Here is a 20,304-nt window from a genome sequence, read left to right as displayed (position 1 = left end):
ACCTAGTGAAAATTGGTAAACTCCACGAGGCAGAAACTCAAATTTGGTAGGGGAGCTTCCTGTAAGGAATACGAACCGAAGGGAAGAACGCGCTTTTGTGCGTTAGATAAATGATTTCCTAAAACAGAAACTGGCTTACGGTTTCTAAAGAAGGCTGTTTTAAATATATATGACTCCGTAGCTCAGCTGGATAGAGCGTTTGACTACGAATCAAAAGGTCGCAGGTTCGAATCCTGCCGGGGTCGCCATTTATATATACGCCTCGGTAGCTCAGTCGGTAGAGCAGAGGACTGAAAATCCTCGTGTCGGCAGTTCGATTCTGCCCTGAGGCACCATTAAAGCGGAAGTAGCTCAGCGGTAGAGCATCGCCTTGCCAAGGCGAGGGTCGCGAGTTCGAATCTCGTTTTCCGCTCCATACTTTTGGTGACATAGCCAAGTGGTAAGGCAGAGGTCTGCAAAACCTCTATTCTCCAGTTCAAAACTGGGTGTCGCCTCCACTCTTTATGCCGGGGTGGCGGAACTGGCAGACGCAACGGACTTAAAATCCGTCGGAAAGAAATTTCCGTACCGGTTCGATTCCGGTCCTCGGCACCAATAATAATATGCTGGCGTAGCTCAATTGGTAGAGCAGCTGACTTGTAATCAGCAGGTTGTGGGTTCAATTCCTATCGCCAGCTCCATATGGAGGGATTCCCGAGTGGCTAAAGGGAGCAGACTGTAAATCTGCCGTCTTTGACTTCGGTGGTTCGAATCCACCTCCCTCCACCAATTATATATGCGGGTGTAGCTCAATGGTAGAGCTCTAGCTTCCCAAGCTAGCTACGAGGGTTCGATTCCCTTCACCCGCTCCAACTTAAACACCCATCATTTACTGATAGAGTAAGTGGTGGGTGTTTTCTCTATATATAGATGGGTTTTAAAACGCCTTATGAAAGCGGTTTTGAGCATCCGTATAAAAGATGAGGCACCAGTTTACCTCTATACAAACGGTTAAACGTAAGCGTCAAATAAATCGTCACATGTACAACCAGGCCTCCGGATGAGACAATAGGTCCAAGAGAATCACATAGAGTTTGTTGGAGTCATTTGGATTCTTAGAAACTCGCAGGAGGTCTACTTTTATGAGCGTACAGAAAGTGACGCATGAAGTTCGATTGGAGAAATGGCGCAATATTGTTACGGCTTGCCGCAACAGTGGCAAAACCATTAAAACGTGGTGCAGCGAAAATAACATTAACGTGAAAACATACTATCATTGGCAGAAACTTGTATGTCAGGAGACTTGCCGGGCAATTTCGGTAAGTCTCCCTGCCTCCAGCGAGGCTGTTCCCGTACAGGGTTCGGTATTTGCAGAAATGAAGATGCCTAAGCATCGTGCGGAAACATTGGCTATCACGATTGAGCGTAACGATATGCAAATCCATGTCTATCAAGGCGCTGATATGGTAACCGTGGAGGCTACGCTTCTGGCACTGAAACATTTATGTTAGGTGATATATCTAAAATCGAACATATCTTTCTCGCCTGTGGCCACACCGATATGAGAAGATCTATTGATGGTCTGGCAGCGACCATACAGCAATGCTTTCACCTAGATCCGTTCTCCAGCAGTCTGTTCCTGTTTTGCGGTAGTCGGCGTGATCGAATCAAAGCGCTCTTTTGGGATGGCGATGGCTTTGTACTTTTGTATAAACGGCTGGAGAACGGAGGCTTTCAGTGGCCAAAAGATGAAAAAGAGGTCAAACACATTACGCCACAACAGTTTCGTTGGCTAATGGAAGGGTTAAGCATTCAACAGCCGAGGGCGCATAAAAAAGTCGATAAAATACAAATCGTCTAATTTGCTGAAAGTCCTAAATATCCTGCAAAATCAATGGATTTAACGGATTTTTCATGGAAAAAAGCCATAAAATATGGTATAATTATTACATGAAAATTCTAGTGAACGGTACTAATACACAAGAAGAAATGATCTCTGTTTCTCGTACTGAATATGAGGCACTAAAAATACAAAATGAGGAACTGACTCAACAGGTCAAGTGGCTGATGGAGCAAATGCGTCTTTCCAAACAAAAACAGTTCGGCTCCTCCAGTGAAAAAAGCAAATACGATCAGTTTAATCTTTTTAACGAGGCGGAGGCAACAGCAGATGAACGGGTGCCCGAGCCTGAATTGACTGAAGTTCAGAAGCATTATCGTAAGAATGTCAAAGAAAGAAAAGAGACCATTCCTGCCGATTTACCAATAGAGGTTGTAGAGCATTTTTTACCGGAACATGAACAGGAATGCCCGGAATGTGGTTCAAAACTGCATATTATGGGTAAAAATGTCCGCCGCGAATTGAAGATCATCCCGGCCAAGGCAGTTATCGTAGAACATATTGACTATGTATATGCCTGCCGCGACTGTGAAGTCAATTCATGCAGCGTGCCTATTATCAAGGCACCAATGGACAAGCCGGTAATCAAAGGAAGCTTTGCTTCTCCAGAAGCAGTTGCTCATATTATGACACAGAAATTTGCAAATGGAATGCCATTGCATCGCCAGGAGCAAGATTTGAGCCGTATGGGCATAGCTCTTTCCAAACAAACTATGTCTAACTGGCTAATTCGGTGTTCTGAAGATTGGCTGGAGCCAATCTATGATGCCTTTAAAGAGCTACTTTCCATACAGCCAGTGCTCCACGCAGATGAAACCATTTTACAGGTACTTCACGAGCCGGGCAAATCTGCGCAAAGCAAAAGCTACATGTGGCTGTATAGAACTGGCGGGTGTGCTAGTATACCTATTGTGCTGTGTGATTATCAGCCAGACCGGAAGGCAAAGCATCCTTTAGAATTTTTGCAGGAGTTTAGCGGCTACCTTCATACGGATGGTTATGCCGGGTATCATAGCTTGCCGGAGCGAATCGTCATTGTGGGCTGCTGGGCACATGCCAGAAGAAAATTTGACGAGGCGCTAAAAGGCCTTTTGGAAAAAGACCGAGAAGGCTCTGGGGCGCAACGTGGCAAACAATATTGCGATAAGCTATTTACTATTGAGCGCCAACTAGCTGATTGTACACCGGAAGAACGCTATAAAAAGCGTCAGGAACTGGCAAAACCAGTGCTTGACGAGTTTTTGTCGTACCTTCATACAGTAAAGGCATCTACCAAGAGCGGATTTGGCAGAGCCGTGCACTATACGTTGGAGCAATGGAAATATGTCGAACGATATCTACTGGACGGAAGGCTGGAAATCAGTAACAATCGCGCCGAGCGCAGCATTAAGCCGTTTGTGATTGACCGCAAAAATTTTCTCTTTGCCAACACACCGCGAGGAGCTAAAGCCAGCGCAGTTGTGTTTAGCATAATAGAAACCGCAAAGGAAAATGGGCTCAATCCATATGCCTACCTGACTTATATTTTTAAAAACGCACCCAACTGGGATATACGAAATGATGTTGAGGCACTACAACGACTAATGCCCAGTTTTGTTCCAGATTACTGTAAAACTAATGCCGTTACCAAATGACTTGTTGTCAAGGTGACGGCATTTTTGACGCTTACGGTTAAACTGCTTAATGACGGACATGCCAAGTTTCTCGGCTACATTTCTGGAGCTGAAGTTTTCAGGTCTGATCTGAGCAGTTAATTCAGAAATTTTCAAGGTACGAAAAGCATAACTTTTACAAGCATTTGTACTTTCAAACGCTAAGCCGTGATGCCAGAATGCTTTGTTGAATATGTAGCCAATACCAACATAATCTTCATTATCTGCGCTTTCTGCAATTATTCCACAGACACCAACCAATTGCCCACTGCTTTTTTCAATCACAGCCCAATAGCTGTAACCATCTCTATAGTATCTTATAATGTTTTCATTGATCCATTCGGTGACTTCCTGATCGGAAAAGGTATGTCCCCAAGCATACATGACTTCAATGTCTTGTAGAATTTTGGATATGCCTTGATAATCGTCAATACAAATTTTCCTAAAGATTAGCCTAGGTGTTTCAAGAACAATGTCTTGCTTCATAATCCACCCTCCTTCATGTAATTTCAATTATACCATGTGCTAACTAAACACTCATTTTGTTAATAAGTACCACACACCCTATAATAAGTTTATTGATATTTACAAGGAACGTATGTTCTGTTATTATATCTATAGAGGTGGATAGTGATGAGCGAACATACTATAGATTTACTGAGTATCCCTATTTACCAGCAGATGGCTCGGGTAGTTTACATCGACCGGTGTATGGTCAAGTGGGCGGGAATGCTTTTGGCTGAGCATAACGAGCAGATGAAAGAGCAAGAAGGCCAGAGCGATGGGGCTCGTTGATTTTTCTTGTTTTCCCTGCAGAAGCATATTGTGCATCGACGTAAAATCATTCTTTGCATCCGTAGAGGCAGTTCGGCGTGGGCTTGATCCACTAGAAGCCTATATTGCTGTAGTATCGGATTTAAGGAGAACCGGTGCGGTTGTATTGGCAAGTAGTCCGAGGGTTAAATTGGAATATAATATCAAGACCGGAAATCGACTCTTTGAAATTCCTAAGTGCTCGCCGATTATGGTAGTAGAACCCAATATGGCGTTATATATTGAAATAAACCAAGCGATACAGAATATATTTCGCCGATTCGTAACAGATGAAGACCTACATGTTTATAGCATTGATGAGTCCATATTGGATGTTACTGCATCGCTAAATTTGTTTGGAACCGCAGAGAAGATTGCGGAAGCCATTTTGAAGGCTGTGAAGGATGAGTTAGGTCTTATTGTGACTGCAGGCATTGGAGATAATCCGCTTTTGGCAAAACTGGCATTGGATAATGAAGCCAAAAAGCGTCCGCCATGGATTGCAAAATGGACGTATGAAATGGTGCCGCAAACGGTATGGAAGATACAGCCGCTGACTGCGTTTTGGGGCATATCCAAAGGATACAATACTAAACTCAAACGAATGGGGATTTATACGATTGAGGCGCTGGCTCACGCCAATCCAATGAGGTTGCAGAAAACTCTAGGCGTAATGGGGTTGCAGCTATATTATCACGCATGGGGCTTGGATTCTAGCATCATTAGCCAGAGGGAACGACCGAAAAGTAAATCCTATAGTAAGAACCAGATATTGATGCGGGATTACTATGTAAAAGAAGAAATTCTAATGATCATCAAGGAAATGGTGGGAGATGTATGCGCTAGGCTACGTAAGCACCAGGAGAAATGCCGTGAGGTATATTTGGGGATAGGGTACTCTGATAGGAATTTTCAGTTAGGTTTTACTGCACGGATTAAGTTGCTTCGCCCAGAACATTCAACAGATATCATTAGTGAAGTGGCACGCCAGGAGTTTATTAAGCGGTGGCATGGCGAACCGGTGCGATCGGTAAATATTACTGCTGGGAAAATCGTGCCACAAGGACATGAGCAGTTGGAACTGTTTTTTGAAGGAGAAGAAAAGAAACATGCCATGGATAGAGTAGTAGATGATCTTCGGAAGCGATTTGGTAAAAAAGCGATCTTTTATGCTGGGTCGATGGCTGGTGGAACATTCCTTGAACGAGCGGATTATGTGGGCGGACATAAAGGGAAAAGTGAATGACGTAAAGTTTAAAAAATAGTTGTCAGACGTTGCTCTAGACGACTATTTTTTTATAGATTTATGTAAAACTATGGAAGATTATCGTTTGGAAATATATAATGAAGATAATATGGTAAAGGCGGAGGTGAAAAAGTGGGTAAGTACTCTGATGATGAAATACGTAGTTGCAAAAAAATCACCTTGAAAATCGCGGCGGACTACCTGGGAATTTCTCCTTTGGCCGTAGGTCTTGGCATGAGAAATGATTTATTGCCAATAGGTTTTGCGATTAAACATGAAGATCGATATTCAGAAAGCTGGGGCTATCACATTATTGACGAGCGACTGATAGCATATAAGCATGGGAAAATAACGAATATTCAGGTCCAAAACATTGAAAAAAACCTGGAAACGATTATTTCTAAGTTTGAGGAGATGAAAAAAGACCTGCTTTTTATATTAAGCGAAAGCGCGGAGTAGGCGATATACGACTGTTTGAATACGCGTTTTCGCTTTCATGGGATAATGACTACGTTCATGGTGACTTGCAGCAGTACCTACACTCCATACTGGACAAAAGGGGGAAGGATATTGACTGAGGAACAAGTTAATAAAATAACCAGGGAGCAGCTTTATAATGAAATTTGGGAAATATCTGTAGCTGGCGTCGCGAAAAAGTACAACGCTAACTATAATGATCTGTTGAAATTGTGCAAAGAAGCAGATGTTCCGGTTCCTCCCTCGGGATACTGGGTGAAATTACAGTTTGGCAAGCCCGTTGAGCAGCTACCGTTACCGGAATCCACATTGCTGAAGTAACGCTTCCAGGCAACGATAAACCGAAACGCATACGCAAGGCAGTTGCAGAAAAAAGTGTTGAACAAGATTTGAATCATGAGGACGTTCCGGAAGAAGCGCCGAAGGATGAGAGTGACGATAACCCTAGCGATGAAACTGGGGAGACGCTAGAAGATGATGATGCTGAAGACGATTATGTTCCTTATTGGGGTGTGAGCGGCAAGCACAATACCTATAACCGAGAAAAATTGTACAAAGAGGTTTGGGCAAAACCGGTTGTTAAAGTTGCTGCGCAATATGGAGTATCAGACGTGGCGATTCATAAAATTTGCAAAAAGCTAAATGTTCCTACCCCTCCGTTAGGGTATTGGGCTAAAGTTAGCGCCGGAGCGAAAGTGGCGAAAACTCCCCTGCCCAAAACTAATGGGCCTACTCAGATTACTGGCGCAAAAACTTTTGAGGGAGTCAAGGAAAAGAGTAGTGATCCTGCCAAAAGACCGCTCGAATTTCTATCAGATACCGAAAGGGGAAAGATATTAAGCGCTGTCAAGGAAATCGAGATGCCTGCTGAAAATGCTCAGCTGCATAAGAAAATAGCTGCTTACAGGAGTGTCATTAAAAATTGGAATCAAAAGGATAGTAAAGAAGAAGGAGCACAAAGGAAAAAAGATTATTATTACAACCCGCCTTTTTTGGCCGGAGTGATTTCCAATGAGTCGCTTCCACGTGTGTACCGAATACTTGACGCTTTATTTCGCCAGGTTGAAAGGCTGGGTGGATCAGTCGATGATGACCTTTCGCTTCGCGTCAGGAATGAACATGTGCGTATTGAAATTGCTGAGGGCCAGGATAAGGTTGAGCATGTGATCACAAAACAGGAAGCGCAGGCTCTTATTAAGTATAGAGATGAGAAACGTCGTAGCTCATGGGCATCAGAACTCAGATTCGTAAGTATGACTATGTGTTCAACGGAAGGCTTAGAATAAGCATTCGGCAGAGCCGATATTTCAGAGACACGGATAAAATTAATATTGAATCTCGGCTTGGTGAAATGTTGATAGAACTTTATGAGGTGTCTGAAGTGATTCGCCTTGACCGAGAAGCAAGAGAAGAGGAAGCTCGTAAAAAGGCAGAAGCTGAACGCCGGAAGGAAGAACGGCGAAGTAGATATAATAAGGAAGTTGAGCGAACAATAGCACTGGAAAATGCCGCACTCGACTATGAGACTGCGTGTAGAATCCGCGCTTATGTCAAGGCTGTCGCCGCTTCCTGTGGCCAAGAGGGACTAGATGAAGAAACGGCCGATTGGGTTGACTGGGCGACGAAAAAAGCGGACTGGTTTGATCCAACGGTGGCTAGAGAAGATGAGTTGTTTGGTGAAAGGGAACATGAAAAAAGTTCTAGTGAGAAAGTTCTTAAATTACATTATTGGTAGACTTGGGGCGTCCCCCGCAAAATAGACAGGAAAAACCCAAGAATTTCTCAATATCTCAAAGCCATGCTCATTATTTCAACAAAGTCACTAACTTTTTTCGTATCGACGCGATAATTTTCCTGATTTCGCTACGACTCATCCCGGCTAAATCGAGATCAAATTCTATGTCGTCTACGAATATGTCGCCCATGGCCCAAATGTCCGACTTCTTTATCGTCCAACCTTTGATAAACTTGTGCTTGGGAGGCGATCCGGCCTGACGATAAGATTCAAGTAGCTTGAAATCAAACGCCGTATCGGTTTTGAGCTTGCGTTTTATTGTTCGTATAAACATGATAACAACCTCTTGTGAAATATAGTCACTACAGCCGATGTTTATAGTCACTACAATCATCAGTCTCTACATTCGCAATGTTTTGCACAATTGCCTACGCCGCCAAGGCGATTGAATAATATTCTTCCGGAGTTAGATAGCCGTTGGTTTCATGCAAGCGCTGTCGGTTGTAAAATATTTCAACATATTCAAAGACGGCAGCTCTTGCCTCATCTCTTGTCTTAAACCGATGCTCATTGAGCCATTCGTATTTCATTTTCCCCCAGAATGACTCCATTGGCGCGTTGTCCCAGCAGTTTCCCTTCCGCGACATACTGCAAGTGAACTTATATCTTTTCAGCAGCTTTTGGTAGTCGTGGGAGCAGTACTGGCTGCCTCGATCCGAATGAAGTAATACGTTTTCTGGCCGGCCCACCCGAAAATAAGCGCTCTTCAAAGCGTTTATCACTAGTTCTTTCGTCATTCTATCCCCCATAGATAAGCCTACTATCTTCTGTCCGCAAAGATCCATTATTCCAGCAACATATAGCCAACCTTCCTCAGTCCATACATAGGTAATATCGCTTACCATCTTCTGATTAGGTTTTTCTGCTGTGAACTCACGATTTAAGAGGTTTTCAGCTACCGGCAGGGTATGGTTAGAATTCGTAGTGGCCTTAAACTTCCTGGCTACTTTCGAGCGGATTCCTTCTTGTTTCATGATTCGTTCGACCCGCTTATGGTTTACATGATTGCCGAGTCGTCGTAGTTCCCGGGTCATCTTCCGGCTGCCACAGGTCCGATTCTTTCTTTCATGAATTTCTTTGATTTTTTCAGCTAATGCTTGATTTTCAAGCGTTCTATTGCTTGCCGGGCGTTTTTCCCATGCGTAATAAGCGCTTCTTGCAACAAAGAGCACTTCACATAGCTTCGCTACCCGATATTCATGGCGGTGTTCTGCGATAAACTCGAACCTTTTTACTTGAGGTTCTTGGCGAAGTACTGCGCCGCCTTTTTTAAAATCTCATTTTCCTCCCGCAGCTCACGAATTTCTCGTTCCAGCTTACGCATCTTTTCATCATCGTCGCTGAGCTTGCCGCTGCCGGGAAAAGGATTTACCGGTTTTTCACGGTGCCGCTTTATCCATCCGTGCATCGTATTTTCATTAACCCCAAGATCAGCAGCCACTTTAGCGACCGATTCACCCGTCTGCTCCAATCGTCGAATTGCTTCCATCTTATATTCTGCGCTGTACTTCTTAGCTTGCTTCATCTTTTCTATCCCCTCTCTGATATCAGTATACTATGTGTTTCTACTGTCCATCAAACGGGGTACGCGGCAACTAGTATGGAGCAATTACGACTAAAGATCATTGATAATAATGGTGGGTGATTGAGTATGACGGGTAATTTAACAGAGAGGCAAGCTGCATTGCATTTTGAACTCAGTCGAAAGTCTGAAATACTTGCAAATATGTATTTGGGTGCGCTGTTTGCTCTAAAAAATACAGATAATACAGATTGTTTGGCACAAGCAGCGCATTCTGTCAGAGAATTGATGGAAAAACTACCTGAAGTAATATCTGTAAGTGTTCCTGAAGAAAAAGCAAGTTTGACCAAAAAAGATTTGGAAACCCAGTGGCAATTTTTACTTAAAGAAACTAGGTGTCGAACTTCAGGAGAGTGGTCTGGTGAAATTGATGGCAGTCTAAAAAAATTTCTTGAAATTGTGGAACTTTATCTTGGGGAGAGTAACCATATTCCTAGATCTGAACAAGTGCGGCAATTTTTCAGAGAATTTGATGGGGAAGGACGAATTCTTCCTAGTGATTTTGAAAGAGAGAATATGCGATCTTGGATAATGTTGAGAGATTTTTTTGTGGCTGTAGCACATCATCGTAAATCTGTTGTGTATCAGGATTTTTTTAGTATGATAAGTTCTTTTGAAGAGTTCATTTTAGAGAAATTTTATCCGAAAACAACTGCTGATTTTGATGACATCGATAAGCTAATTAAAGAAGGTGAGACAACATGATTACACCAGAAATTGTTGACAAAGTGTTAGAGCAGATTCAAAAACGATATTCTAACTACGAGTATTTTTTTGAAAAGTTAACTAGTCCGGATTGGATTCCCTTTCTACAAGAAAGAAATATATTTAAGCAACCGCCTAATGTGGTGAGAGAACAAGGGTATATATCTTTTCCTTTCTGGCTAGAATCAGATTATCTAGCGCGCATGGCTCCATACAACCCGTCTCTAGTTAGTAAAACAATAATGAGTATACCCATTAATGATAATTTGCGAATTCATGGAGACTTTATTAATGCTGCTTTAGCTATGCCAATTGAAGAAGGTTTTCCTATTCTTAAGCGAGAAACGAAATGGATGCAAGTTCAGCCTTATATTTACTTTTTGCTTCCAGAAAAAGCCGGAAAGGCAATTGTTTATTTGGCTCAAAATGGCCGATCAAGATTAGCACTAGAATTAGCTGCTTCTGTTCTGGATATTACTGCTAAAGAGAATAGAATTGGTGGAGATAATGGGATAAGCATTAAAATGGAGTTACATAGCTATGAAAATATATTAAAAAATGTGTTACCCGAGTTGGTACTGGCGGCTCCCAAAGAAATATTGGTTTTTTTATGTACACTACTTGAACGGGCTGTTGAAATAAAGATTGCTTCCGGAAAGGATCTATCATGTTTCTGGCATGCAACCGTAGAAGATCATCCTCAAAACAAAGGAAGAGATGTTATAAATTATCTTGTAACTGCGGTTCGAGATGTAATTGAAAAGGTTGCTAATAGTACTCAAGACGTTGAAGAAGTAATTAGTATTTTGCGCAAAAGAAATGGGACAATTTTCGAGCGAATTGCTCTGCATACACTGCGCGTTCGTTTTGTATTGGCAAAGAAATTAGCTGTTGAAGCTATACTTACGGAAGAACTTTTTAGAGATGCAGTGGTGAAACATGAATATTCATTACTTCTGCGTGAGGGGTTTAAAGAACTTAAAAGAACAGAACAGGAAGTAATCTTAGGGTGGATTATGGCAGGTCCCCAATATACTGAAAGTTCTCCCAATCTTGATCGTGATAACGCTTGGAGGAGAAACCATCTCTCTCTTATTTGCGAAGATTTGCCGGTAGATTGGCAAGAGAAATATAATGAACTAATCAAAAAATATGGGCCTGCACATCACCCTGAATTTTCCGTTTATACGGAGACAAGGATGGGATTTTCAAGCTGCTTAGAAACAGAAGAGGCGTCAAAAATGCCTATCACTGATTTAATTAAATATGTAGCAACATGGGAGCCAGAAGAGGGCTGGGGTAAGCCAACGCGTGAAGGGTTAGGGATGGTGCTGCTAGGTGTTGTTAAGGCACGACCCACGGAGATTGCAGAAGAGGCCCTATCATTTAGGGGTGTTGACCCCACATATGTCAGTTATGTGATATTGGGTTTGACTCAAGCGTTAAATGATAAGAAAATCTTTAATTGGGTTCCAGTACTGAATTTATGTAAGTGGATAGTCAATGAGCCGGTTGAGGTTCCAGGGCGTATATCAGAATACGGTGATATGGATAAAGGATGGACCTGGACACGGAGGAATATAGCATCATTACTTAGAACTGGTTTTCAAGAAGGGGAAACCCGAATCCCTTTTCAGTTGCGAAATCTTTGTTGGGATATACTAAACCAACTTGTTGAGGACACTGAGCCGGCCTCTGAAATGGAAGAACGGTTCTTGTCTTCGCGCTCAGACCCTCTGGATTTTGCTATAGGTACAACTCGTGGAGAAGCCTTAATAGCCACAATTGAATATGCCATATGGGTTAAACGCTTTTTTGAAGAAATAACAGAAGTAGATCAGTGGAGTATCGAAAGTGTTAGGGAAGTGCGAGGAGTTCTTGAAAGGCACCTTGACATACGAGAAGATCCTTCGCTTGCAATTCGATCTATTTATGGATACTGCTTTGTTCGCTTATTAACAATAGATAAACAGTGGGTTAAGGGAATTATCACAAAAATATTCCCTTCAGATCCATTGTGGATAAAGTATCGATGGTGCGCATGGGAAAGTTATATCCTATCTTGGAACGTTTATTCTGAGGTGTATGAAATATTAGAGGAAGAATACCAGTGGGCGGTATCAAATTTGTTCCAAGCTCAGACAACGGATGGTCGCGACAGAGTACTGGAAAAAGTCACGGAACATTTAATGGTATTATATGGGTGGGGGGTGATATCGCTTACTTCTGATGACGGTTTAATTGAGAACTTCTTTAAGCAAGCTTCAGATATACAAAGGGCCAGTGCAATTGAGACAGTAGGACGATGGCTTAGAGATAATAGAGATGTTCCTCCTGAAGTATGTATTAATTTCCAAAATCTTTGGGAGTGGAGAAAACAGTATCAAAATGTAGAGCCAGAAATCCACAAAACCGAGATCATGTCTTTTGGTTGGTTATTTATTATTTATCCAATGGATATAACTTGGTCTTTAAATGAACTTAGTAGGTCACTTAAGTTAGTTGGAATAGTTGAACCTTCATGGCTTGTTGTGGAACATTTGGATACTGATGATAGAATATCCGTGAATCAAGCGGTGGAATGTCTTGACTTATTAATGAGAGGATTAAAACAGCGTTGGGCAGTTCATCATGTTGAAGAACATGCAAAAAATATAATTGGTAAAGCACTGAATGATGACGAGCCTATAAGAAATAAAGCACAAGCTCTAATAGACTATTTGTCTGCGCTAGGGTACCGGGAGTATGCAAAAATCAGTCGCTAATTTGGATTGAATGTTAATCGAAAGGATAGATAACTACCCCTCTTACCCCCTGGGTAAAAGCTACTGAACCTTTACGCAAATCGTATATTTACGCGTATTAGTATTACCTTTTTATCAAAACGCATGTTGAGTCAGTTGCGGTGATAGAGCGAAAATAGCCTTATTCTGCAAGGCTTCGCGGGTTTTGATAAATTTAAAATGTGTGTTTTTATGTTTTCATAGACGTTCAAAATGGGGCGAACGTATGTTGGGGGTCGACACCCCCCTAAAAGAAATTCGGCGGGGTTAAGGGGGGCAAGGCCTTGAAATATAAGGGTTTTACTGCTATGAATATTAAATGTATCGAACGTGTGTTGGGGGTCGGAAAAGCGCCCCCCCTAAGTCTATGCGAACATAGTGTAAATGGGTTTTTTATGTAGAAGCTTGAGTATTCTGGAGCCAACTACACCACTTGTCCGGTGTTGGGAAACCACTGTTCCGGATAACAAGAGCTAAAAATAGTATGAATTGAACTAAAAGATAAAGTTTAAAAAAGTATAGTATGATTGAAATTACATCAATGAAGATATATAATTTAGTTGTCAAATTTAATTCACTTTCTTTGGCCCAGCACTAAGCTGGGTATTTTTTTGCCTTCTGCCGGGTTTGAGGCTGGTGGACGGCATTCGCCAAGCAGCATCATTAATGCAGTACACATGCTGTATTGCCGGTAAGATAACAAAAAATCCGCCGCATTCCATATTCATCGGAATAACGGCGGATTTTTTGTTTTTCCTTATGACGCCAGTAGTCGTTTTTTCGGTCGACCCAGATAGAAGCTGATTTAACCTCCGGGGTCATAGCCCGATTCGGTTTACCGGCAATTTTTAGTGTATTCGGATTGATAGTTCCACATTTTATTGTTTTTTTACTCTTGGACATGGTGACACCTCCTATGATAATATCAGTATAGTGTACTTAGTCAAATTTGGCAAATTTCATGAGTGATATATCTACTTGAGAAGTTTTTGCAGTAGCTCTGGTGTAATATCTTCTTCAGAATATAAAGGGATACCTAATTTATGCAGCATAGCTGCCGTTACCCCCATACCTGATTTGGTACGGTGTCTAAAAGTGCCATCATAAATTTGACGACTACCACAAGATGGGCTACGCTGCTTTAGTATAGCCGCAGTAATGTTATGTTTATTTGCTAGCTGAGTGCTTTTTTCAGCACCGCAAATAAAAAAAGAGGTAACATCCTTTCCGCTTTTGTCTAGAACCGTACTCTGCCCAATAAGTACATCATCGCCAGAACCTGAAGTAATTTCTGCAGCGGGTCGAGGGGTAGGCAATCCTCCCATTATCTCTGGGCAAAAAGCGATAAATTGAGTATGTTTAGCTTGCTCCATAAGCAATGCTATGTCATTGGAACCGCCATCGTATCTTGTACAATGGCCGAGAAGGCAAGCACTTACAAGAATCATATAATCACATTCTTTCCTGAATTTTTAATAGTAGACAAAATAAGAGGTGGAAGTCATGGAGCAATTTTATCTGGATACTCCGAAGGAATGTTTTATTAATATAACAGCCAAGGTCAAGGAAGTGGTTAAATGTAGTCAGATTCGGCAGGGGATTTGCCAAGTATTTGTTTCTCACACCACAGCAGGTGTAACGATCAATGAAAATGCCGATCCGGATGTGGTTACTGATATGCTGGCCGCGCTTGAACATATGGTTCCCAAACTTCCATTTCGCCACATGGAGGGAAATTCTCCTGCTCATGTGAAAAGCTCGCTGATGGGTTGCTCCATTACCGTGCCAGTATTGGACAATAATTTGTTGTTGGGTACTTGGCAGGGAATCTATTTTTGCGAATTTGACGGGCCGCGTACCCGGAAAGTTTTTGTTCAGATTGTTGGTGTATAGATGCATGCAGTAATTTGCTCTATCGAAATATATTTGCCGGGTGTCGGCTCATTAAAGGGAAAACGGCAGATAGTCAAAAGCATTATTCAGCGAAGATGCCAATCGGGACGGTTCATACAGGGTTCAATCGGAAGTTTTGCGCGAAAAAAGGCTAACTTCACAGCAGAAGCTGCAAGGTTAGCCTCTGAAGTTATCTACGCGCATAATTTTGATTGCCCCAGAAGAATGAAGTCGCGGGCTGCCCAGCTATGGAATCTCAATCTTTTTCGACTTATTTCGATATTTTCCCTACGATTTGCAATGTGTTCATTACAATTGTATCTTATCCGGGCTGAGCTGTAAATAAGCCATCGCGAGAGCGATTTCGTTCTTCCTGACTTGTAGAGAACGGAGTTATCGACGACAATTTTGCTCCACAATAATACGGCAAAAATAAAAACACCGCAAAGTAATAGCCAGTATAATATGGCTACTATTTTGCGGTGATCATGTTTTTAAAGCAGATCTTTTCAAGACCTAACTGGCGCTTTCAAAGCTTGCTTATACTGGTTTTGTACCGATATCCTGAGAAAAGCGAAGCATATAACCATCAATATCAAAAACTATGAACTGAAGACATCCAAGCATAATTTCGTTTGCTTGATACCACTCTTCTTTGAGGGGTAGATAAATTCTGGCGTTTGCTTTTTTTACGGACTCATAAAGATCTATTATAGAGGTCGTTTTTATTTGCAAATTAATACCACGACCATAGGGATATTCAAGCGGCCCTGACACCCAATTATCGGATCTATTTTGATCTAGCATAATTTGGACGCCTTCTCTTTCAAGCATGGCGAACCCTTCTTCTCGATCATATCTAATCTGAAATCCTAAGATTTCTGTGTAAAAATTGAGACTTTTGTTGAAATCAGCGCACAACAATTCAGGTATTAACAAGTTAGATACAAAATTTTCAGCCATATCATTTCTCCTAACACGCGACTTGTCTTTGGGTTGCATATGTAGCAGCTATTTTCCAAACAGTATCTCCGGGTTTACGTAGATTAATTTATATTTTATGATTTAACAAGGTGATCTGGTCTGTTTCATAGATATGGATTCCCAATAGGTTTCTTTGTGCCGCTAGCATCATTGCATTGGCGACAGAGCGTGCCTCAATGGCACCGTACTTTCGTAATGGCCCCAAAAATAAAGGAGCAAGTATTCTCATAACAGCTGAAGCGATTTTCTCGCCAATTCGAAACTCATTCCGGTCACCGAGCAAAAGGGATGGACGGAATATTTGCAGCGTCGGAAGGCCAAGATCACTCAATGCCTTCTCGGTTGCTCCCTTCACGCGATTATAGAAGATAGGCGATGACGGATTCGCTCCCATTGATGTTACAATTAGCAACTGTGTTGCTCCCTGCACTTTGGCCATTTTACCGAGCGTCAATGGATAATCGTAGTCAACTCTTCGGAAACCATCTCGGGTTCCAGCTTTCTTAATCGTTGTTCCAAGGGTGCAAAATACATCCGTGCCGGTCAAATCAACATCCGATTGTTCCAAGAGATCGAAATTAATCACCTTCTCATGGAGCTTGGGATGCGTTAATCCCGTTGGTCGTCGAACAAGTAGCGTTATAGCTATATACGCGGGAGCGCTTAATAGCAGTTGTAGGAGTTCTTTGCCGACCAAACCCGTAGCTCCTACAATAACCGCTTTTCGATTCATTTTTGATGCCTCCCTAACTATCAATTAATCTTTAGTTAGCATTTTGACTTCCAATTCTTTCCGCCGCTTTTCTAGGTAGCAGTATTCTATGAAATCAGCATTTGCCGGATCAAGGACAAATTCTCGTAAATATTGAGGCAAATGATCAAGTTCATTTCTGGGTTCTTCTTTAACTTCTTCCATCGTTAGGTCTAAATAAGGAAGAAGTTTTTCAATAATATCACAAGGAAGTCTTTTATACTCATCCTTTTCTATGCGGGCTATAGTCGGTCTTGAAACGCCTGATAACTCCGCTAAGCTATCTAAGCTAAGTTTTTTTATCGTCCTTGCTTGTCTTAGTTTGCCACCAGGAGTCATAGGTTTGTGAGCATCATAAGGCACTATTTTCTTCCTTTCATCAATGCAATTCTATGGTTATAGTGTAACATTAAAGAGGCTTTCATTCATAGAAGTTTCTCACAAAGACATTGTATTGGTAATTATTTTCTCAAAAAATAAGAAAATAATTATTGAAATCGGTCATTTTATGTTCTATAATTTAATCCTCCCCTGCTAAAAATGAGTATTTTCATAAACTCTAAAATCTTGAATTTCCTGCCCTCGCAAGAGGGCCTTTTTTTGTTTACCTCCCCAAATCAGGGGAAATAATTTGGATTTGAAAATAAAACTTGACTTTTCCAAAACACCACCATAATGGCGAATGGATGGTACTGTCTGCCATACCTTGCGTCGGAGGTGTTGTTCTTATGTTAACTGCTTGCCGTTCCCATGAAAATTATCAACTTTTTCTCAAAATGCAATTAATCCCTTTATATCAGGCTGACACATAGACTACTCTCTTTTAGTCAGTCAGTAGCCGCTTTATGGCTACTCAATCTAGATCCTGCCATTCCTTATTTATGTGAACACTATTCTTCCAAAGGTCGGCCCGCTGACTTTGATCCTGTCGATTTACGGCGTTCTTTAATCCTTATGGCTAAAGTACATGAAGTGCCAACGGGGACGGTTCGGAAAGGGGTGCGCACTGTTCCTGGACAACCTGTGCAGAAATGAGCAATAAAACCAGGCGCATAAAGCGAATTTTACATTCAAATTGGCAGGAGCATTACCTGCTATGGACTGAATATCGGCAGACCATCCCTAATACTCCGACGTGACTTAAGTAGATTATCCTGCTGAGGTACGAAGCTCGGTGAAGACGGCGAAAAGCAGACCTGTGAAGTGGTTAGCGAAGTAGTCGGGGGGCTATAAAGTGATCATGCCTACTCATCAGGAACTTCCGTATGTACGACCCGTAAAGAACAAGATACCTAACTGAAGGTATTTACTCCCTTCGTGGAGTCCAAGCGCAGGAATGGAAATTCCTTTTTTCATTCCTGTTCCAAACCCAATGATAACCCAATGAGGTTTGGAGTCTTACGACCGCCGATAATGGTCAAAAAGATGATTGGCGGGCCAAAGGAAGAGGTTAAAGTCACTATGTAAAGCTAGAATGTAAGAAACAGTGGAACTTCGGACGAGAATGCTAATGCAGATAAAAGCAGATGACTCGAAATGGGAGGAAATGCCCGTAGTAATGATGAAATGGAGTAATGTCCATGGAGTGAAGGGGCATAGTCAATATTTATATGAAAGTCAACACAACCTGCTAGGGAAGGCGTGGAGCCATACCTGACATGAAACCAGCTGGCCAAATCGAAAACGAGGAGGCTGATGCTTGGAACAACAATCTAACTATCCCGTCCTAAAAGTTCCTGCCGACGAAAAGGAACTGTATCAATACCTTGACCAGTTGTATACAAAGACCCAGAAAGCAAAAAAAGATAGAAAAGCTATAAAACATAACGGTCTGCTGGAAATCATCATATCAGGGGTTACCATACAAACCGCAGTCCACAATATTAAAGCAAACCGTGGAGCTGACACGCCGGGAACCGATAACGAAACCATGCGGCAAATGCTTGAATTACCCTATGAGCAAGTTATCGATACAATCCAGAAACATTTTAGCCAGTACCAACCTCGGATGATACGCAGAGTGTACATCCCCAAACCGGGAAAAATAAGCCTTCGACCGCTGGGAATACCCGCTGTTACAGACCGCATTATCCAAGAATGTGTTCGCATCGTCATAGAACCAATCCTCGAGGCTCAGTTCTATAGTCATTCTTATGGATTTCGACCCTACCGAGACACACATATGGCTTTGGAAAGAATAGCAGACATCGTCCATAAAACTGGATACCACTGGATCGTCGAGGGAGATATAAAAGCTTATTTCGATACCATAAATCATACCCGGCTGATCAAACAACTTTGGCATATGGGTATCAGGGACAAACGAGTCTTGATGATAATTAAACAAATGCTTAAAGCCGGAATTATGGGCGAAGTTAAGCGAAATCTAATGGGAGCCGCGCAAGGCGGAATCATATCGCCGCTACTGGCAAATGTGTATTTAAATCGATTCGACTGGTCAGTTGCCAATGCCTGGGAAGAAAAGAAAACCCGGTATGCATACACGCGAAAGGATGGTAAGTTACAAGCCTTACGGGAGCGTAGCGCACTAAAACCGGCGTATGTTATCCGCTATGCGGATGACTGGGTACTTGTCACCAACACAAAAACCAATGCAGAAAAGTGGAAATTCCGCCTACAGACAGAATTTATGTCCAAATATAAACTGGCACTATCAGAAGAAAAAACAAGAATCACGAACGTCAGGAAAAAACCAATAGAATTCCTGGGGTTTACCTTCAAGGTCATTAAGTTCGCTAAGGCGCGTAAAGGATACAAGACAAAAACAAGACCCAATCCCTTACGGCTTAAAGACAAAATAAACAGCCTACGCGAACCCATACGGCAGATAAGTAAACAAGGGACGCCAGAACAGACAATAAAGCACATCCATCTGCTAAACAGTCAAATTCGGGGAATCATCAATTACTATGACAAGGCGACTCAAATCACAACGGATATAAACAAACATTCTTGGAATCTTATGTACCTTGCCCGCCGTGAAATGAAGAAAATTGGTGGTCGGTCGATTCCTGCGAATCAGACTGACAATTTATCATCGGTGCATAGTCAATATACAACAAAAATACCGATGCTAGAAGTAAACGGACAGAAAATTGGACTTACCTCTCTGGCCTTTTGCAAATGGCGAAAAACCAAACTGAAAAATCAAGAGGAAACTCCATACACGCAGGAAGGGCGCGAGAGGTATCAACAACGGACAGGAAAGACCAAGGGATTATTTCGCCAAGACAAATTGCTCAACGCGAGCAAAATTGCGAGTCAAACAAACGGTTTAGGGTATAACTTTGAGTATCATTTAAACTGTGCGTATGCATTTAACCGGGATAAAGGGACATGTAGAGTGTGCAAAGTAAAGCTTGGGAGTGAAAATGTGGAATTTCACCGCATTCGACCATCTTTGTCTTTGAAAGACCTTAACCGTGTCCCAAATTTAGCGAGTGTTTGTAAAACGTGTCATGAAAGAATCCACTGGACTGCGGTACATCCGAAATTACCTGTAAAATCGGAGAAAAAGCTTAACAGGATGAGAGAAAAGTTGTTGTTGACTAACCATAAAATATTGATGGAACGCGCGGTGAAGCGAAAGTTTCACGCCGTGTGTGAATCAGGGGAAAAGGGAGTCCGAACGGCGCAAAATGCGTGCGAGGATGCCCCTTACCTACTGGTACTTCAATCGGAAGTTTTGCGCGCAAAAAGGCTCAACTAACGGCTCCCGGCTGT

Annotated in this window: 22 protein-coding genes, 8 tRNA genes and 1 other RNA gene (1 of these 31 cut by a window edge); 23 read left to right on the top strand and 8 right to left on the bottom strand. The window is 42.1% G+C overall.

Annotated elements, in window-relative coordinates:
- The 12 genes from rnpB to tnpC form a co-directional block, all read left to right on the top strand.
- An RNA gene (rnpB, locus tag AC1ECB_RS14235) (RNase P RNA component class B) lies at positions 1-143 on the top strand; it begins 190 nt to the left of the window's first position.
- 28 nt (positions 144-171) lie between these two features.
- Positions 172-248 (top strand) — tRNA-Arg (locus AC1ECB_RS14230).
- 11 nt (positions 249-259) lie between these two features.
- A tRNA-Phe gene (locus tag AC1ECB_RS14225) sits at positions 260-335 on the top strand.
- A 5-nt stretch (positions 336-340) separates the two neighbouring features.
- A tRNA-Gly gene (locus AC1ECB_RS14220) sits at positions 341-415 on the top strand.
- A 7-nt stretch (positions 416-422) separates the two neighbouring features.
- A tRNA-Cys gene (locus AC1ECB_RS14215) sits at positions 423-497 on the top strand.
- An 8-nt stretch (positions 498-505) separates the two neighbouring features.
- Positions 506-594 (top strand) — tRNA-Leu (locus AC1ECB_RS14210).
- Between the two features lie 10 nt (positions 595-604).
- Positions 605-680: transfer RNA gene (locus AC1ECB_RS14205), tRNA-Thr, on the top strand.
- Between the two features lie 3 nt (positions 681-683).
- A tRNA-Tyr gene (locus AC1ECB_RS14200) sits at positions 684-768 on the top strand.
- A gap of 9 nt (positions 769-777) precedes the next feature.
- A tRNA-Gly gene (locus AC1ECB_RS14195) sits at positions 778-851 on the top strand.
- A gap of 270 nt (positions 852-1,121) precedes the next feature.
- Entirely contained in the window at positions 1,122-1,490 is a 369-nt protein-coding gene (tnpA, locus tag AC1ECB_RS14190) for an IS66 family insertion sequence element accessory protein TnpA (RefSeq protein ID WP_485664427.1), read from the top strand.
- Positions 1,484-1,840: an IS66 family insertion sequence element accessory protein TnpB gene (gene tnpB, locus AC1ECB_RS14185; protein ID WP_485664426.1), complete on the top strand. Its 357-nt coding sequence runs from the start codon at positions 1,484-1,486 to the stop codon at positions 1,838-1,840. Before tnpA ends, tnpB begins: the two co-directional genes overlap by 7 nt.
- Positions 1,841-1,929: 89 nt before the next feature.
- Positions 1,930-3,513, top strand: a complete 1,584-nt coding sequence (tnpC, locus tag AC1ECB_RS14180) for an IS66 family transposase (RefSeq protein ID WP_485664425.1) — start codon at positions 1,930-1,932, stop codon at positions 3,511-3,513.
- On the opposite strand, the gene AC1ECB_RS14175 is transcribed toward tnpC, so the two are convergent.
- Positions 3,460-4,017, bottom strand: a complete 558-nt coding sequence (locus tag AC1ECB_RS14175) for a GNAT family N-acetyltransferase (RefSeq protein ID WP_485664424.1) — start codon at positions 4,015-4,017, stop codon at positions 3,460-3,462. The genes tnpC and AC1ECB_RS14175 overlap by 54 nt on opposite strands.
- A gap of 147 nt (positions 4,018-4,164) precedes the next feature.
- On the opposite strand from AC1ECB_RS14175, the gene AC1ECB_RS14170 reads away from it, so the two are divergent.
- The 6 genes from AC1ECB_RS14170 (at position 4,165) to AC1ECB_RS14145 (ending at position 7,802) form a co-directional block, all read left to right on the top strand.
- Positions 4,165-4,326 (top strand): hypothetical protein, encoded by a 162-nt coding sequence (locus tag AC1ECB_RS14170; RefSeq protein ID WP_485664423.1) that lies wholly within the window; start codon positions 4,165-4,167, stop codon positions 4,324-4,326.
- Positions 4,313-5,590 (top strand): Y-family DNA polymerase, encoded by a 1,278-nt coding sequence (locus AC1ECB_RS14165; RefSeq protein ID WP_485664422.1) that lies wholly within the window; start codon positions 4,313-4,315, stop codon positions 5,588-5,590. The genes AC1ECB_RS14170 and AC1ECB_RS14165 overlap by 14 nt, the downstream gene beginning before the upstream one ends.
- Before the next feature lie 132 nt (positions 5,591-5,722).
- Positions 5,723-6,049 carry a hypothetical protein gene (locus AC1ECB_RS14160; RefSeq protein WP_485664421.1) on the top strand — a complete coding sequence of 109 codons (327 nt, stop codon included), beginning with the start codon at positions 5,723-5,725 and terminating at the stop codon, positions 6,047-6,049.
- Positions 6,050-6,160: 111 nt separating this feature from the next.
- Entirely contained in the window at positions 6,161-6,388 is a 228-nt protein-coding gene (locus AC1ECB_RS14155) for a hypothetical protein (protein ID WP_485664420.1), read from the top strand.
- 68 nt (positions 6,389-6,456) lie between these two features.
- A complete protein-coding gene (locus tag AC1ECB_RS14150) occupies positions 6,457-7,353 on the top strand; it encodes a hypothetical protein (RefSeq protein WP_485664419.1) in 897 nt (298 codons plus the stop codon).
- Positions 7,354-7,448: 95 nt separating this feature from the next.
- Entirely contained in the window at positions 7,449-7,802 is a 354-nt protein-coding gene (locus tag AC1ECB_RS14145) for a hypothetical protein (RefSeq protein ID WP_485664418.1), read from the top strand.
- A 70-nt stretch (positions 7,803-7,872) separates the two neighbouring features.
- On the opposite strand, the gene AC1ECB_RS14140 is transcribed toward AC1ECB_RS14145, so the two are convergent.
- Entirely contained in the window at positions 7,873-8,196 is a 324-nt protein-coding gene (locus AC1ECB_RS14140; protein ID WP_485664417.1) for a hypothetical protein, read from the bottom strand.
- Positions 8,197-8,230: 34 nt separating this feature from the next.
- Positions 8,231-9,396 (bottom strand): IS3 family transposase gene (locus AC1ECB_RS14135; protein WP_485669255.1). Its coding sequence is split into 2 segments (ribosomal slippage): positions 8,231-9,123 and positions 9,123-9,396, totalling 1,167 coding nucleotides; the frame shifts between segments, so codons are not numbered across the junction.
- Positions 9,397-9,513: 117 nt separating this feature from the next.
- On the opposite strand from AC1ECB_RS14135, the gene AC1ECB_RS14130 reads away from it, so the two are divergent.
- Both AC1ECB_RS14130 and AC1ECB_RS14125 read left to right on the top strand, forming a co-directional pair.
- Entirely contained in the window at positions 9,514-10,149 is a 636-nt protein-coding gene (locus AC1ECB_RS14130; RefSeq protein WP_485664416.1) for a hypothetical protein, read from the top strand.
- Entirely contained in the window at positions 10,146-12,914 is a 2,769-nt protein-coding gene (locus AC1ECB_RS14125; protein WP_485664415.1) for a hypothetical protein, read from the top strand. The genes AC1ECB_RS14130 and AC1ECB_RS14125 overlap by 4 nt, the downstream gene beginning before the upstream one ends.
- A 681-nt stretch (positions 12,915-13,595) precedes the next feature.
- Here the strand turns inward: AC1ECB_RS14125 and AC1ECB_RS14120 are convergent.
- Both AC1ECB_RS14120 and AC1ECB_RS14115 read right to left on the bottom strand, forming a co-directional pair.
- Positions 13,596-13,835: a hypothetical protein gene (locus tag AC1ECB_RS14120; protein ID WP_485664414.1), complete on the bottom strand. Its 240-nt coding sequence runs from the start codon at positions 13,833-13,835 to the stop codon at positions 13,596-13,598.
- 71 nt (positions 13,836-13,906) lie between these two features.
- Entirely contained in the window at positions 13,907-14,380 is a 474-nt protein-coding gene (locus AC1ECB_RS14115; RefSeq protein WP_485664413.1) for a 2-thiouracil desulfurase family protein, read from the bottom strand.
- Between the two features lie 55 nt (positions 14,381-14,435).
- Here AC1ECB_RS14115 and AC1ECB_RS14110 point away from each other — a divergent pair, with 55 nt between their 5' ends.
- Together AC1ECB_RS14110 and AC1ECB_RS14105 are read left to right on the top strand one after the other, a co-directional pair.
- Positions 14,436-14,825, top strand: a complete 390-nt coding sequence (locus tag AC1ECB_RS14110) for a secondary thiamine-phosphate synthase enzyme YjbQ (RefSeq protein WP_485664412.1) — start codon at positions 14,436-14,438, stop codon at positions 14,823-14,825.
- A complete protein-coding gene (locus AC1ECB_RS14105; RefSeq protein WP_485664411.1) occupies positions 14,826-15,167 on the top strand; it encodes a DUF503 family protein in 342 nt (113 codons plus the stop codon). It abuts the gene before it with no gap.
- 198 nt (positions 15,168-15,365) lie between these two features.
- Here the strand turns inward: AC1ECB_RS14105 and AC1ECB_RS14100 are convergent, their stop codons facing one another.
- From AC1ECB_RS14100 to AC1ECB_RS14090, 3 genes are all read right to left on the bottom strand, one after another.
- Positions 15,366-15,788, bottom strand: coding sequence for a VOC family protein (locus tag AC1ECB_RS14100; protein ID WP_485664410.1), 423 nt, complete (start codon positions 15,786-15,788; stop codon positions 15,366-15,368).
- 88 nt (positions 15,789-15,876) lie between these two features.
- The gene (locus AC1ECB_RS14095) at positions 15,877-16,542 is read right to left on the bottom strand and encodes an oxidoreductase (RefSeq protein ID WP_485664409.1); all 666 of its coding nucleotides are present in this window, start codon (positions 16,540-16,542) and stop codon (positions 15,877-15,879) included.
- Between the two features lie 24 nt (positions 16,543-16,566).
- Positions 16,567-16,923 carry a helix-turn-helix domain-containing protein gene (locus AC1ECB_RS14090; RefSeq protein ID WP_485664408.1) on the bottom strand — a complete coding sequence of 119 codons (357 nt, stop codon included), beginning with the start codon at positions 16,921-16,923 and terminating at the stop codon, positions 16,567-16,569.
- Between the two features lie 1,336 nt (positions 16,924-18,259).
- Between AC1ECB_RS14090 and ltrA the strand changes: the two genes are divergently transcribed.
- A complete protein-coding gene (ltrA, locus tag AC1ECB_RS14085; RefSeq protein WP_485669248.1) occupies positions 18,260-20,290 on the top strand; it encodes a group II intron reverse transcriptase/maturase in 2,031 nt (676 codons plus the stop codon).
- Positions 20,291-20,304 lie beyond the last annotated feature (14 nt).

The organism is Sporomusa sp. 246TCP1, assembly GCF_057319775.1.
This window is presented reverse-complemented; position numbering and strand designations above follow the sequence as displayed.

Bases quoted from the DNA above. Each gene is read 5' to 3' on its own strand.
- tnpA (WP_485664427.1), top strand. From the start codon at position 1,122: ATGAGCGTACAGAAAGTGACGCATGAAGTTCGATTGGAGAAATGGCGC.
- tnpB (WP_485664426.1), top strand. From the start codon at position 1,484: ATGTTAGGTGATATATCTAAAATCGAACATATCTTTCTCGCCTGTGGC.
- tnpC (WP_485664425.1), top strand. From the start codon at position 1,930: ATGAAAATTCTAGTGAACGGTACTAATACACAAGAAGAAATGATCTCT.
- AC1ECB_RS14175 (WP_485664424.1), bottom strand. From the start codon at position 4,017: ATGAAGCAAGACATTGTTCTTGAAACACCTAGGCTAATCTTTAGGAAA.
- AC1ECB_RS14170 (WP_485664423.1), top strand. From the start codon at position 4,165: ATGAGCGAACATACTATAGATTTACTGAGTATCCCTATTTACCAGCAG.
- AC1ECB_RS14165 (WP_485664422.1), top strand. From the start codon at position 4,313: ATGGGGCTCGTTGATTTTTCTTGTTTTCCCTGCAGAAGCATATTGTGC.
- AC1ECB_RS14140 (WP_485664417.1), bottom strand. From the start codon at position 8,196: ATGATTGTAGTGACTATAAACATCGGCTGTAGTGACTATATTTCACAA.
- AC1ECB_RS14130 (WP_485664416.1), top strand. From the start codon at position 9,514: ATGACGGGTAATTTAACAGAGAGGCAAGCTGCATTGCATTTTGAACTC.
- AC1ECB_RS14125 (WP_485664415.1), top strand. From the start codon at position 10,146: ATGATTACACCAGAAATTGTTGACAAAGTGTTAGAGCAGATTCAAAAA.
- AC1ECB_RS14120 (WP_485664414.1), bottom strand. From the start codon at position 13,835: ATGTCCAAGAGTAAAAAAACAATAAAATGTGGAACTATCAATCCGAAT.
- AC1ECB_RS14115 (WP_485664413.1), bottom strand. From the start codon at position 14,380: ATGATTCTTGTAAGTGCTTGCCTTCTCGGCCATTGTACAAGATACGAT.
- AC1ECB_RS14110 (WP_485664412.1), top strand. From the start codon at position 14,436: ATGGAGCAATTTTATCTGGATACTCCGAAGGAATGTTTTATTAATATA.
- AC1ECB_RS14105 (WP_485664411.1), top strand. From the start codon at position 14,826: ATGCATGCAGTAATTTGCTCTATCGAAATATATTTGCCGGGTGTCGGC.
- AC1ECB_RS14100 (WP_485664410.1), bottom strand. From the start codon at position 15,788: ATGGCTGAAAATTTTGTATCTAACTTGTTAATACCTGAATTGTTGTGC.
- AC1ECB_RS14095 (WP_485664409.1), bottom strand. From the start codon at position 16,542: ATGAATCGAAAAGCGGTTATTGTAGGAGCTACGGGTTTGGTCGGCAAA.